We start from the raw sequence: 14,605 nt of genomic DNA, 5'->3' as shown, positions 1-14,605 counted from the left end.
AATTGGGGGTTATATTATGAAGAAATACATAACATTTCTACAGTCAGCATCAATTTTTGCCATCGGCTTGATCCCATTGGGAGCGGCTGCCCAGACGGCAGATGGTCCGACGATCGTTGATGGCAATGGCGGCGGTGGTTATGTTCTGACCACGCAGATTGCTCAATCGCCGGCAAATCCCGATGTGGTCAACACCTCCTCTTCCAATCCGGGCATCAGCGTCAGCGGCACGACCGTAACCGTGGGGTCGAGCGCGACCGACACGCTCCTGACGAATTTCAGCACCGTCGGCGGCGCAGGCAGCGGCGGCGGCGCCGGCCTGGGCGGCGTATTCTATGTCGATACGGGCATGAACCTCGTGCTCAACAACGTCTCGTTCAGCAGCAACACCACCACGGGCGGCACCGGCGGCGTAACCACAACGGGCGGATCGCTGAACGGTCTGGTCGCCACCTCGCTCGCCTCGCCTGGCAACGCTGGCGCGGATGCCGACTCCACCTTTGCCTATCTGAGCGGCGGCGATGGTGGCGACGGCTACACCGGCCATGACGGGGGCGCCACCACCAATGCGGTGGGCGGCAACGGCGGCAAAGGCGGCAACGGGTCGGATGGCTCGACCGTCACCAACGATACGGTCATGGCCGCTGCACAGACGGTGTGGGATGCGGCCTGGGTTGCCAAGGACATTCACGACGCCAGCGATTACACCGTAGCAGCGGCCTCCTTCACGGCGCTGGCCGCCGCGGCCGCCCCAAACCCGATAACGGCCGGATTGGCGACGCAGTTCACGGCCCTGGCCGCGTTGTTTACCGAAATGGCGGCCGCCGAAGGCGCGAAGGAACTGATCGACGCCTCATGGCTTGCCGCCCAGACCGCCTGGACCTTGGCGGTCACCATCGACGCCTATGTTGTTGGCAGCGCGGGCAATGGCGGTGGTGGCGGCAGCGGCGGCGACGGCGCTGAAGGCACCGACTTCTTTGGCGGCGGCACCGGCGGGGCTGGCGGCCTGGGCGGCGATGCCGCTGGCAGCGGCGGCGCGGTCGGCGGCGATGGCGGCGATGGCGGCGCGGGTGGTGCGGGCGGCTTTGGCGCGGGGGGCGGCTCTGGCGGCACGGGTGCCGAGGGTGGAACCTCGGCCTCGGGCAGCAATCGCTCCGGCGCTGACGGTGCCGATGGCGAGGGTGGCACCGGCGGCTTCGGCGGCGGCGTCGGGTCTAGCGGCACCCAGGACAATGGCGACGGTACATATGGTGCGGGCGGCGGCGGCGGCTCGGGCTATGGTGGCGCGATCTTCGTCAATACCGGTGCCTCGCTGAGCATTACCGGCAATTCGACTTTCGTCGACAATGCCACCCTGGCGGGCAGCAGCGAGAATGGCGGCGTGGCGGGCGATACGGCCGGCAGCGACATCTTCATGATGAAGGGCTCGACCGTCACGCTGGCGCCGGGCGTGGGCAACACGATCACCTTCTTCGGCACGATTGCCGACGACAGCGCGTCGAGCATCGCCGACGCCGCCTATGCGGCAGGCGATGGGGCGAGCCTCGTCGTCACCGGCGGCGGCACGGTGCAGTTCTTCGGCGCCAACACCTATAGCGGCACGACCTATATCAACGGCGCTACGCTTCAGGCCGATCACGGCGTGGGCGTCAACACCGCAAGCCACGTCGCCTTCGACGGCACGGGCAGCATCAACAACGCCCTTTCCACGCTGAACGCGGGCGTGTGGCTGACCAGCGGCACGCTGACGCGCCGCATCGGCACGCTAGACACCCAGATTTCCTGGGGCGGCAGCGGCGGCTTTGCCGCGACCGAAAGCGGGCTGACGCTCAACTTCGGATCGATCAACGGCGGCCTGGGGCAGAACCTGACCTGGGGTTCGGGCAGCTTCGTTCCGGTGGGCAGCACGCTGATCTTCGGGTCGGACGCTGTGGATGCGACCGGCGTGGTGACGTTCAAGAACACGATCAACCTGAACGGCAATCAGGGTCAGATCGCGGTCTATGACAATGTCGCCGCGGGCGATTACGCCAATATTTCGGGCAACGTCACCAATGGCACGCTGCTGGTCGGCGACACGGACTATTCGGGTACGCTCTACCTGACCGGCCAGAACACACTGACCGGCCTTACCGTGCAGAACGGCACCGTCTCGACGCTGCTGGGCGGCACGGTCGGGCAGATGATGAACAGCGCCGAGGGTGGCTTTCTGACCGTGACCGGCGGCCAGGTCATTCTGGGCGGCGCGGAAAAACTGACCAGCGTCAACCTCTTCTCGGGCACCGGGTTGACGGCCTATGGCGCGCTGACCACAAACGACATTACCAATGCCGGAACGATCCTCGCCAAGAGCACGCTGAACGCTGGTGCAATCCGCAACAGTGGCAGCCTGAGCGTGACCGGTGCGGTGACCAGCGGCACCATCGACAATCTCGGAACGATCGCTTTGGGTAGCGACGCGACCACCGGCGCGATCACCAACAGTGGCAGCTTTGCTGTTACGGGAACGCTGTCCACCGCCGGCGCGGCGATCGACAACAGCAGCACTGCCCTGTTGGCGATCGGCGGCAATCTGCTTTCGGGAACCGTGTCCAACCAGGGGACGCTGACGGTGGCTGGCACCGCGGCCACCGATATCGTGACCAATTCCGGACAGATGTCGGTTCAAAAGGCAGCGACGACCGGCGCGATCGTCAACACGGGAACATTGGCGTTCGGTGCCGATGTAACGGCGGGGACAATAACCAACAGCGGCACGCTGGGCGTCACCGGCAATGCCACCACGGCGGCGATTGCCAATGCCACCGGCGCCATGCTGGCAATCGATGGCACGCTGGCCACCGCCGGCAATTCGGTGACCAACGCCGGAACGATGTCGGTCGGCGGCAATCTGCTTTCGGGAACCGTGTCCAACCAGGGGACGCTGACTGTGGCGGGCACCGCGGCCACCGATATCGTGACCAATTCCGGACAGATGTCGGTCCAAAAGGCAGCGACGACCGGCGCGATCGTCAACACGGGAACATTGGCGTTCGGTGCCGATGTAACGGCGGGGACAATAACCAACAGCGGCACGCTGGGCGTCACCGGCAATGCCACCACGGCGGCCATTGCCAATGCCACCGGCGCCATGCTGGCAATCGATAGCACGCTGGCGACCGCCGGCAATTCGGTGACCAACGCCGGAACGATGTCGGTCGGCGGCAATGCCAGCACCGGCGCCATCGCCAACACCGGTACGCTGACCCTTGCCAGCACGGCACAGATCGGCACGCTGACCAATGCCGGCACCGCCTATCTCAATGGCACGACCAGCTCGGCCAGGGTCGTCAACAGCGGCCTGTTGGTGCAGGCTGCCGCGCTCACCAGCAGCGATACCGTTGCGAACACCAGCGGCGCGCAGTGGAATTTGGGCGCGGACCTGACGAGTGCTGGCGTGGTGACCAATGATGGCACGCTGGTCGTTGTGGGCGATGGTTCGTCGGCGGCCGCGCACACCATCACCACCGCCGGCTTTGGTGGGGCCGGCACCGGCGTGGTGGCGCTGGGCGGGCTCGACGGCACCGTCGCCAACACATTGACGATCGATCAGTCGGGCGACAGCATGTATGCCGGCATCTTCACCGGGGCCGGTTCGCTGGTCAAGGCCGGCGCAGGCACGCTGTCGCTGACCGGTGCCAGCACCTTTGCCGGCGGGCTCAGCGTTACGGCGGGTACGGTCGATACGACGGGGGGCGGCACGCTGGCCGACACGCTGGCCATCACGGTTGCCCAGGGCGCGTCCCTCGTCATGGGCACGAACGATCTGGTGGGATCCATCGCCAATGCCGGCACCTTGACCGCAACGGCGGATCTGGGGCTGACCACGCTGGTCAATTCCGGCACGGCAGCGATCAACCAACTGCTGGCCGTTTCGGGCGATGTGACCAATACCGCCGACGCGACCATTACCCTGGCGCCGACCGCCACCACGCGGATCGCCGGTAGCCTGACCAATGGCGGCACGCTGACCAACGCGGGCGAACTGTCCGCAGCCGGCGCCACCGCCAACACCGGAACCGTGACCCTGTCGAGCGGGAGCAGCACGACGCTGGCCAGCCTCACCAACAGTGGTTCCTTGACCGCACGGGGCAGCCTGACGGTGGTGGGCGCGGTCGACAATAGCGGCACGATGACCCTCGACACGGGCAGCACGCCGGTGCTGGGCAGCCTGATCAACAGCGGCACCGTCACCGCCAGCGATCTGCTGACCGTGGTCGGCAGCTACACGCAAAATGCCGGGACCGTGACGGCGAGCGGTGGTCTGGCCACCGGAACGCTGTCGGGCACGGGGGGCGAGATCAATCTGGCAGGCAGCACCTACACCCTGAACCAGACCGCCAACGGCACCTATTCGGGCAGCGTCGTGGGGGGCGGCGCGGTTACCAAATACGGCACCGGCACCTTGACCCTGAACGGCGCGGCAGACAGCTTTGCCGCGTCCAGCCTGACCATCTATGCTGGCGGCGTCACCGTCACCACGGAAGACCTGCTCGATGCGGCGCTCGAAGTGGAGATCGGGAGTGCCGGCACGCTGACGCTGGCCGCTGACCAGGCAATCCGTAACCTGACCGGTACCGGCACACTCGATATCGGCACGTCGAATCTGACGCTGGCCGATGGCGGTGCGTTCGACGGAACGATCGCCGGCACCGGCACCATCGGCGTCAGCGCTGGCGCGTTGACGCTGAACAGTGCGGTCAACAACACCGGCGGGACCTTCACGGCCGGCAGCGGCAGCGTCGTGACCGTGGGCGACAGCGGCAGCCTGACCACCACCGATCTAGAAATCACCGGTGGCACACTGAACCTGTTGGGCACGGCGACGGCCACCACCACCACGGTGTCAAACGGCGCGACGCTGCATCTGGGCAATGGCACCGATCTGGGCACGACGGGCGCCGACACCGGCACGCTGACCAGCACCAACACTTACGTCACCGGCGGTTCCTCGATCACCGGCAACGGCGCGGTTTCCGGGACGGTCTATGTGGGCGGGGCCAGCGCGGGCACCATCGCCCCCGGCAATTCGCCGGGTATCCTATCCTTCACCAACCTCGTGCTGGAGAACAACGCGACCGTCGCGATGCAGATCGATGGATCCGCGGGTGCCGGCAACACCGGCGGTAACGACCTGATCGTGGTGACCGGTGCACTGGCCCTCTCGGGGAGCGCCACGCTGGCGATTACCAAGTCGGTTGCCACCGACTTCACTCTGGCGCTAGGCCAGCAGGTACAGCTGTTCAGCTTTGCCCCCGGCCAGGTGTCGGGCCACTTCGGCGCGGTGTCGATGACCGGTTATACGCAGAGCGGCATTTTCAACCTGGCGACCGGGACGTTGATCGGCCTTGGCAGCTATACGCCCAGCAGCTTCACCGCCGCCATCTCCACGTCGGCCAATCAGGCTGCGATCGTCAAGGCGCTGATGGTCAGTGATGCGGGCGGGGTTCCGCAATATTATGGCGGCAATCTGATGCCCGTTGTCACCAGCGCGTTGGCCAGCAATCCGGCCAAGGTGGGTGCGGTCTTCGCCCGCTGGTCGCCGGAAGCGTATGCCGGGATCACGGACCAGATGAAGCTCTCGGTGCTCGACAACCTGCCCGAACTCGGCGGGTATGACACACTGACACCAGGTCGCACCTTTGCCACGGGCGCCTTCAATCGCAGCCAGATCGACGGGGCTGACCAGCCCGGCTATGCCCAGAACACGTTCCGTGACAATGGGTTCAACCTCGGCGTCGCGCATCAGTTCAGCTTTGCCCAGGCGACTCTGTCCTACGGCCATTCGGACGGAAGCTTCTATGGCACCAACATGTCGGCGCGGACGCGCGGCGATCAGGTCGGCTTGGGCGTTTCCGCACCGGTGGCGTTCGATCAGGCGCTGCGCCTGACGGGCCGGGTGATATACGGCGGCTACACCTCGAAGGGCACGCGCGGCACCAACAGCGGCGCGGCCAGCTTCTCCGGCGTGAAGAGCAATATCTTCACCTATGGCGCGGGGGTGGAATACAGGAAGCAAAGCGGCCCGCTGCGCTGGAACACCAGCGTCGAGCTGCTGGGCATGCATGAACGCATGAGCGGCTTTGCCGAATATGGTGCCGGCGGCGGTCGGGCGGAGATGCTTGACCTGATGACCGTCGAGCGCATGACACAGGACGCCTATGTCGGTCGTTTGGCCACGACGGTGGGCTATACGCTCTCGCCCGTGGTCGAAATCTATGCCGCTGGTACCTATGACCACGAGTTCGGTCGCCAGCTGACCGACATCACCGCGCGTGTCAGTGTGGAGGACACCAGCTTCACGGTGGCCAACACCGGGCTCTCGCGCGATCGCTTCAGCGTGGGTGGCGGCATGAAGCTGAGTGTGTCTCAGCAAGTGCAGGTCAATCTGAATGCCGGTGCGGGCGCCAACGCCAGCTATCGTTTTGGTGGATCGGTTCGCTTGAAATTCTGAGCGTCGCCGCCCGCACCTTTCCGGCCCGGTCGTGTTCGCACGGCCGGGCTTTTTGTGGCCACCTGTCATCCTTGCCCAAGCCTCCGGCGCATCGGCCGGCATCTCCCGACCGCAGGCGAACAGGATACGAACAATCAAGCTCCGACGCGAACACCGTCGCGTCGTAACCTATATGACATCAATGAATTTTCGAATGAGGGCGAATGCCGGCGAATAGGCTTACACTCCCATTGTCAGGTTGGCCTTGGAGACGGGGCCCCACAGATCCCTCGTATCTTGAACCCCATAGCGTATCGCGGCGTCCAGCGTCTCCTCTCCACGATCAACGCGCGACAGCACGAAGGCCGCCAGGGAGGCTTTGTAGGAGCTGCACATGATGAAGCGTTCGTCGGCGCGCCATGCCAGCGTCGCGCCCGTCTTTACGTTGACAGCATAGACGCCAATCCGGCCGCCCGTCACCCGTTCATAGTGTGCGATCGGGTCGGAGACAGCCGATCGCGCGAGCCCAGGCCAGCAAGCCAGCGCAGGCAAACCGAGCGAAAAAACGCGTCGCGTGGGCTTCATGGGGAATAACCTCGTTATAAGCGATGTTGAGTTTGACGGAAAAGGCCTGAGCCAGCATTCGACGCAGGACTGCTGATGGATTGGCAGCTGCGACGATTTTAGATCAGCCTTTCGCGTATCGACTGATCATCTTGTGCCGAAGCATATTCTGTGGGGTCGCCTCGTTCATCACGAGGCGTCGACGACTATCGGGCCGACGCGTCCTCGACGACGGCCTGGAATATCTGCGACCGATCCGGACCTTCGGCGATATGCAGCACGACCCAGCTATCCCCGCGCCGTGCGACCACCACCCGTATCCTGTCGTTGAACAAGCCATCCGCGAGCCCCACCGGAGCAACCTTGCCCGAATTGAGGACCAGCGCGCCCATATCGCGTCCACATGCCGGACCTACGCAGGAATAGGCGATCGAAAAGCCGGCCTTCTTCAGCAGATCGTCATAATAGCGTTCGATCTGCAACGGCGACATCGCCGGCTTCACGCGATAATCGATATGGGTGACTTTGCCTTCGACCACCACGCGGTTGGTTTGCGCCTCGGCGTTGGCGATCGGGCCGGTCGGGATGACGACCTCGTCCAGCGAGGGCGCGCGATACCCGTCGATGACGGATTGCGGGTAGCGCGGAAGGAGGGGATGATCCTCCCCGTCGCTGTCTTGCGCAAGCAGCGGGCTGCTCACAGCACAGGATGCGACTGCCAAAATATACGAAAACTTCCTCATGGCCTGAAATACTCCCCGTCCTGTTCGATATGCCTTCTCGGCGTTCGCGTCCGAGCGTTTCATGGAATGCGGAAGCGGATAAATTGATCCGACCGCATCGCCACGGACACAACGCTATCCGCCTGGATCGCTGATCGATGAGCAGCGCGAAATGTTGCAACGCATGTGCCCCGACCCATGTCTCCCATTCGACGTGCGTTATGATACTAATACACGTAAGGCCGAAGCGCACCAAGCCTGGGCTTCTCCCGGCCGAGCGATATTGTGCAAGTGCCATATTCCGACCACCAAGGGGCGATGATGTACGACAATCCTCAAACCCGTCGGGCAGTGATCGGAGGCGCCGCAATGACGCTGGTCGCTGCCAGCCCCCGGGCGGCGCGCGCCGCACCTCGCATCGCTGGTGGGACGGGATTGGAGCGTGGAGCGATCCGGGCCATCGGCGTCGCAACGGCGCGGACGGACTATCGGGGCCGCCCCGCCCTGCAAGCCACAGCCTTGGAAAATGTCCCGGGGCCTGACCGGCTGGTACTGCTGAACACGCCTGCCTTTGGCGACGGCGTCATCGAAGGCTGGATCAGCGGCGCCCCAACCGCAACGGCAAGCGCTACGGCGCGGGGCTTTGTGGGCGTGGCCTTCCGGGTGGAGGACGAAACCAGGCTGGAGGCCATCTATCTGCGCCCGACCAACGGCCGAGCCGATGACCAGCTGCGCCGTAATCATGCGGTCCAGTACGTCTCCCACCCCGACCACCCCTGGGAGCGCCTACGCGCCGAGACCCCCGGCAAGTACGAGACCTATGTCGATCTCGAATCCGGTCGATGGACCCACGTACGCATTGTGGTGGCAGGCTCCCAAGCCCGGCTGCATGTCGATGGCGCCGAACAGCCGACCCTGATCGTCGGCGACCTCAAGCACGGCGCCGAGGCAAAGGGCGCCGTGGCCCTATGGATCGGCCCGGATACGCTGGCGCATTTCAGCGGCGTGCGGGTACGCGGCACCGATGCGGCGCGCGCGATCAAGGAGGCGGCGGCATGACATTCTTGCGGGTACCGAAACCTTGGTCACACTCTGTCGCCGCAATGGCTGCAGCTTTGCTGACCTGCACCGCCCTGCCCGTGCAGGCGAAGAGGACCGACTCCGTCCCGAAAAGCGTACCGGCACAGAAGGATCTGCGGGCGCAGGTGGATGCATATATGCGGGCCGCCGTCGCCAATGGCCAGTTCACCGGCGCAGTCCTCGTCGCGCGCGATGGCGTGCCGCTGATCGATACGGCCTATGGCATGGCAAGCTACGAGCTAGGCGTGCCGAACACGCCCCGCACCGTGTTCCACATCGCTTCCATCACCAAGCAGTTCACGGCGATGGCGATCCTGCAGTTGCGCGATCGCGGAAAGCTCAATGTCGGCGATCCGATCTGCACGTATCTCGCAAACTGCCCGCCGGCTTGGCAGCCGATCACGATCCGCCAGCTACTGACCCACAGCTCGGGCATCGCGAACGTGTCGAGCCTGCCCGCCTGGGATGAGGAGCTGAGCCTCAAACACTATAGCCGGGGGGCCTTTGTCGATCTGTTTCGCGCCCTTCCGCTGCGGTTCGTTCCGGGCGAGAAATACGAATATTCCAACTCCGGCTATTTTCTCCTCGGCCTCATCGTCGAACGCGCCTCAGGTTCCAGCTTCGGCGCGTACCTTAAGGCCAACATCTTCTCGCCGCTGGGCATGAACAGCAGCGGCTATGATGACAATCGGGCGGTCGTGCCCGGCGCGGCATCGGGCTATTACTCGCGGGGTTCGGCATTCATCACCGCGACCTATGTCGATCCCTCGACGCGGCTCGGCGACACCGGCATCGTCTCGACCACCGGCGACCTGCTGAAGTGGGATCAGGCGCTCTACACCGATCGGCTGGTGTCGCGCCGGACGCTCGACGAGATGTTCACGCCCCACCGGAACGGCTATGGCTATGGCTGGGAAATTGGCACACGGTTCGGGCGGAAGACCGTCGCCCATTCGGGCAGCGACGGCGGCTTCTCCTCCTACATCCTGCGCTTCCCCGATGATCGGCTGACCGTCATCATCCTTGGCAACGGCGACCGCATGTCTGCCGCAAGGGCGGCAATCGACCTCTCCGCAATCCTGTTCGACGCGCCCTACAAGATGCCGGTGCCGCAACTCCGCAACGCGTTGTGGGACGCCGTGGCGCAGGGCGGCGTCGCCGCCGCCACGCAGCAGTTCGATCTGGCGCGAAAGGCCACGCCGCCGCGCGCGGATGCCAATGGCGAAACGTTGCTGGAGCTTGGCTACGACCTGATCGATGCGCGCAAGCTGACGGAGGCGGACGCGATCTTCCGCTTCGGCCTGCAACGGTTCCCCGATCTCACCTATGCCTGGGACGGACTGGCCGACAGCGCCGCTGCGCGTGACGACCGGGGCGCGGCAATCGACTATTTCGAACATTCGCTGACGCTCGATCCGGCCAACGACTATGCCGTTCGAGGTTTGGCGAGGCTTCGTCCGGCGCTTCAGCCTGCAAGATAAAGGATGCACCCGGCACGGCGAACATTACGCCGCGGTGTCAGCGGCGATGCCCTACGTCGCGAGCGTCGTCCCGATCCGTTGCAGGATGCGCCGCGCTGCCCGCGGCTTTCGCGCCCCTTTTTCCAGCGTCGTTTCCGCCCTTGGAGCGCGCTGGCGCCGCTATGGTCCGGGCAAGTGGCGATTTTCCTGCACCAAGCGTCAGGCCGGCGGCGCCTGTGTCGCCCGCGCCGCGCGCTGCACCGTAACGAGTCTGTCAATTAGTTATTCGCCGGACAACAAGACCCCCCTGCCCCCGGGATGGTTCACTCCGCCACGCAAAAGTCTCCGCAAGTGGGACGCAAGCCTTTGGAGAGGCGAACAACCGGGTCGGGGGAAGAAACGATGAACAGGCTTCGTACAAAGACGGTCCTTCTGGCGGCGACATCCGCCGTCGGCGCGATGCTCCCGGCTGGCGCGTTTGCGCAGACCGCCGGGACCGCTGCCGCCGCCGCAGGCGTGACGGCGGCCCAGGCAACTCCAACGCCGACCGAGGCGGAAGCGCAGCTCGCCGAGATCGTGGTCACGGCAGAAAAGCGCGACGTTTCGCTCCAGGACGCCTCGCTATCGGTATCGGCAGTGCCCGCGCAGGCGCTGACCGAGGCGAACGTAACCGAAATCACCGGGCTGAACGGGCTGGTCCCCGGCCTGGTCGTCGCGCGCAGCGGCGGCGGCGAGCGGATGATCTCGATCCGCGGCGTCGGCTCGGAGACGCCAGAGAACACCAATACCCAGCCGGGCGTGTCCTATCACATCGACGGCGTCTATATCTTCAACTCGATTGCGGCGAATGCGGCCTTTATCGACGTCGCCCAGGTCGAAGTGCTGCGCGGGCCGCAGGGCACCACCTTCGGCCAGGGATCGACCGGGGGCACGATCAACGTCGTGACCAACCGGCCATCGCTGGACGCGCTCACCGGATCGATGGACCTGAGCGCGGGCAATTATGATTTCATCAAGGCGGGCGCGGCGCTCAACGTGCCGATCAGTTCGACCCTCGCGGTGCGCGGCGCGGTCCAGCACAATTCGCACGACGGCTATGCCTATGCCACCGGTGTGCCCGGCTTCTCCAAATACCAGCTCGACAACCAGGACGAGACCGGGTGGAAGGCCGCATTGCTGTGGGAACCGGCCAGCAATTTCTCGATCACGCTCAATACGGTGCAGTACCGCAGCAACAATAATGGCCCCGCCCAGAAAAACGTGCTCGACCCCAGCACCGATCCGCGCATCCTGACGCAGGACTATGCGGGGAAATCGATCGTCAATACCGAGCTATATTATGGCGTAGTCAAATACGACGCCGGGTTCGCCACGCTGAAATCGATCACGAGCTATCAGACCCTGTTCAGCACCCAGGCGTGGGATTCGGACGGCCTCACCACCGATCTTTTCTACGACGCCACCTATAACCCGAAAAGCTTCACGGGCGTCTATTACGATCACACCCCGTTGTGGCGCACCAACACCAAAAGCTGGACGCAGGAGTTCAACCTTTCGTCCAACAGTTCCGGTCCGTTCAAGTGGATCGTCGGCGGCGTGTATCTGCATTCGAAAAACTCGCAATACATCGTCGAGTACCGCAGCGGCGCCAACCAGGACATCCTCCAGCCTGCAATATCCGAGAATACTCCGTATGACAGCCCGGCGGTGGACAATGTCACCTATGCGGAACTCTCGTCGATCACGCGCAAGGCATGGGCGGGATATGTCGAGGCGTCCTATGACTTCACCGATGCCCTGAAGGTGACTGGCGGAGTGCGCTATAACGACGATCGGTTCAGCGGCACATCGGACAGCATGTCCGGCGGCGCCAGCGAGCAGACTTCCGGCGCGTATCTGCAACCTGCGGCGACCGAGGGGCTGTCGACCGGACGCTGGACCGGCAAGGCGGCGATCCAGTACAAGCTGACCCCCGCCAACATGGCGTATTTCAGCTTCACGCGCGGGTTCAAGCCCGGCGGGATCAACTCGTCCGCGGCGGGCGGCAACAGTTCGTACCTCGCGCTCGGATGGGAGAACGGCGTCAAGCCGACCTACCAGCCCGAACAGCTCGATTCGTTCGAAGTCGGCCTCAAGAACCGGTTCCTGAACAACCGCGCCCAGCTCAACCTGTCGGCCTTCATCTACAATTACAAGAACATGCAGTTCCTCGAGGAAGACCCGATCCTGTTCGGCGAAGGGATCAGCAACGCCCCCAGCGCACGCATCTATGGCGCCGAAGTGGAAGGCAGCTGGCTGGCCACGCCGACCGTGACGCTGGACGGGTCGTTCTCGCTGCTGCGCGGAACGTTCAACAAGGATTATTACGCGCTCGATCCGGTCAATGCGAGCCGGGCCCAGAATGCGGCGGGCTATCCCGACTATCTGTTCTGGACGAACTTCTACGCCGCGTCGGTCGCCCGCGAGGGCGCGCGCGCCAATATCAACGGCAACGACGTGCCCAAGCTGCCCAAGTTCCAGGGCACGGCGGCGATCACCTATGCCAACCAGGTCGGCCCCGGCAAGCTGACCGCCAAGGCGCAGATCATCTATCGCGGCGAATATCAATATCGCCTGTTCAACGACCCCGGGTTCGACAAGACGCCCAGCTATGCGCAGGTCAACCTGTTCCTGAAATACGCGCCCGACAGCACCAATTTGTGGGGTTCGCTGACGGTCACGAACCTGTTCGACAAGGCGGGCGTCAACTCGCGCTTCTCGGACCCCTATGGCAGCGCCCAGACCTACGACACCTATATCCCGCCGCGCCAGGTGTTCGGGACCATCGGCTACCGATTCTAAAACGCCATCTCGACGTTCTGCGGCAACTCCAGGGGGCGGCGTGGCGACACGCTGCCCCCCTTTTTGTGTGCGGTTTCGAACGACATGCCGAGGCGCGCAACTCTTCGGGCGCTACGGGTCAAGCCGCGCCCACTGGCGCGGGATAGGCTCTGCCGCATTATTCGCGTGAAGGAACAGGTCCAGCCATGCCGCGCAACCTCCAAATCATGATCGCCGCCTCGCTAGGCTTCTTCTTCGTAACGGCGACGACGTTCACCTCGCTGGGCTATGTCCTCTACACGATGGTCGCGGAACTGGGCTGGTCACAGGCGGCGGCGGGGTTGAGCTTCTCGTTCCTCGGCCTCGCGTGCGGATTGAGCAGCCCCTTGCCGCCGGTCCTGATGAAGCGGATCGGCACGCGGATGACGATGTTCGCGGGCGGCATGGTGCTGGCGGCGGGCTTCGCGCTCGCATCGATGGTCCATGGCATCGGCGCCTTCTTCGTCGCGACGTCGCTGATGGGTGCCGGTTTCTCGCTGATCGCGCCGTCGCCGGCGGTGTTCCTGATCGCCACCTGGTTTCCCAAAACCTCGGCGCGGATGATCGGATTCTATTTCATGGCGGGCGCGCTGGGCGGTGTCGCCGGGCCGCTGATCGTCGGCACGGTCGTCGGGCTTAGCGGAAGCTGGCGGGTGCACTGGATGGTCATGGCCGCCGCCGCCGCCGCGCTGGCCGTGCTGATGCTCGTCACGATCCGCGACGCGGTGAAGGTCGAATCGGTCGATCAGATCAAGCACGCCGGCATCGCCCCGGACCCCGTGGTTGCCCCGTCGCCCTGGACCGTGCGCGCCGCACTGGCCAGCCCCGCCTTCCTGCTGATCGCCTTTGCGATGATCGTCGTGCAGACCGTGGTGACGACGATGCATTCGGTATTGGTGATGCACGTCGCCAGCATGGGTGCGGGCAGCGCACCCGGGGCGATCGCGATGAGCGTGCTCGCCTTTGCCGGCACGCTGGCCAAGGGCGCGACCGGCGCCCTCACCGAAAAGATATCGCCGCGCATGCTGCTGATCGCCGGGCTGGCGTTCCAGTTCGTGTCGATGACGCTGCTGGCGGTGGTCGGCACGCCGATGCTCGCGATCGGCGCGGCGCTGATCTTTGGCATCGGCTGGGGGCTGAGCTGGCTTAGCGCCCACATCCTGCTGCTGCGCTATTTCGGGGCGAGCCTGGCGGCGGACCTGACCGCGATGGCGACTGCCGCGACGACCTTCGCCGTGCTCGGGCCGCTGACCGCGGGCTGGGTGGCGGACCAGACGGGCAGCTATGCGCCGATGTTCATTGTCTTCGCCGGGATGCTGGCGCTGGCGGGCGTCGTCTCCACCATGGCGCTACGCGCGCCGGGCGCGGCAGATGCCGACCTCGACGACGCCATCCCCGAAGGCGCTGCCGTCCCCGCCGAATAAGCGGGCACGCACGCCCCCCGAAGA

General features: G+C 64.7%; 7 protein-coding genes. 5 read left to right on the top strand and 2 right to left on the bottom strand.

What is annotated here, in order from left to right:
• The first annotated feature begins 67 nt into the window (after positions 1-67).
• Positions 68-6,493 carry an autotransporter-associated beta strand repeat-containing protein gene (locus TS85_RS05140; protein ID WP_155006309.1) on the top strand — a complete coding sequence of 2,142 codons (6,426 nt, stop codon included), beginning with the start codon at positions 68-70 and terminating at the stop codon, positions 6,491-6,493.
• Positions 6,494-6,712: 219 nt separating this feature from the next.
• Here TS85_RS05140 and TS85_RS05135 read toward each other — a convergent pair whose 3' ends face one another.
• Together TS85_RS05135 and TS85_RS25755 are read right to left on the bottom strand one after the other, a co-directional pair.
• Positions 6,713-7,057 carry a serine hydrolase gene (locus tag TS85_RS05135; RefSeq protein WP_077228470.1) on the bottom strand — a complete coding sequence of 115 codons (345 nt, stop codon included), beginning with the start codon at positions 7,055-7,057 and terminating at the stop codon, positions 6,713-6,715.
• 185 nt (positions 7,058-7,242) lie between these two features.
• Entirely contained in the window at positions 7,243-7,842 is a 600-nt protein-coding gene (locus TS85_RS25755; RefSeq protein WP_162184669.1) for a hypothetical protein, read from the bottom strand.
• Between the two features lie 285 nt (positions 7,843-8,127).
• Between TS85_RS25755 and TS85_RS05125 the strand changes: the two genes are divergently transcribed.
• The 4 genes from TS85_RS05125 to TS85_RS05110 all read left to right on the top strand — a co-directional run bounded on the left by TS85_RS05125 (position 8,128) and on the right by TS85_RS05110 (position 14,581).
• The gene (locus TS85_RS05125; protein ID WP_227698681.1) at positions 8,128-8,817 is read left to right on the top strand and encodes a LamG domain-containing protein; all 690 of its coding nucleotides are present in this window, start codon (positions 8,128-8,130) and stop codon (positions 8,815-8,817) included.
• 158 nt (positions 8,818-8,975) lie between these two features.
• Positions 8,976-10,319 carry a serine hydrolase domain-containing protein gene (locus TS85_RS05120; protein WP_162184701.1) on the top strand — a complete coding sequence of 448 codons (1,344 nt, stop codon included), beginning with the start codon at positions 8,976-8,978 and terminating at the stop codon, positions 10,317-10,319.
• A gap of 381 nt (positions 10,320-10,700) precedes the next feature.
• Positions 10,701-13,139: a TonB-dependent receptor gene (locus TS85_RS05115; protein ID WP_227698679.1), complete on the top strand. Its 2,439-nt coding sequence runs from the start codon at positions 10,701-10,703 to the stop codon at positions 13,137-13,139.
• Positions 13,140-13,324: 185 nt separating this feature from the next.
• Positions 13,325-14,581, top strand: a complete 1,257-nt coding sequence (locus TS85_RS05110) for an MFS transporter (RefSeq protein WP_052507755.1) — start codon at positions 13,325-13,327, stop codon at positions 14,579-14,581.
• The last annotated feature ends 24 nt before the right edge of the window (positions 14,582-14,605 follow it).

Origin of the sequence: Sphingomonas hengshuiensis (genome assembly GCF_000935025.1) — a bacterium.
Lineage (GTDB): Bacteria > Pseudomonadota > Alphaproteobacteria > Sphingomonadales > Sphingomonadaceae > Sphingomonas > Sphingomonas hengshuiensis.
This window is presented reverse-complemented; position numbering and strand designations above follow the sequence as displayed.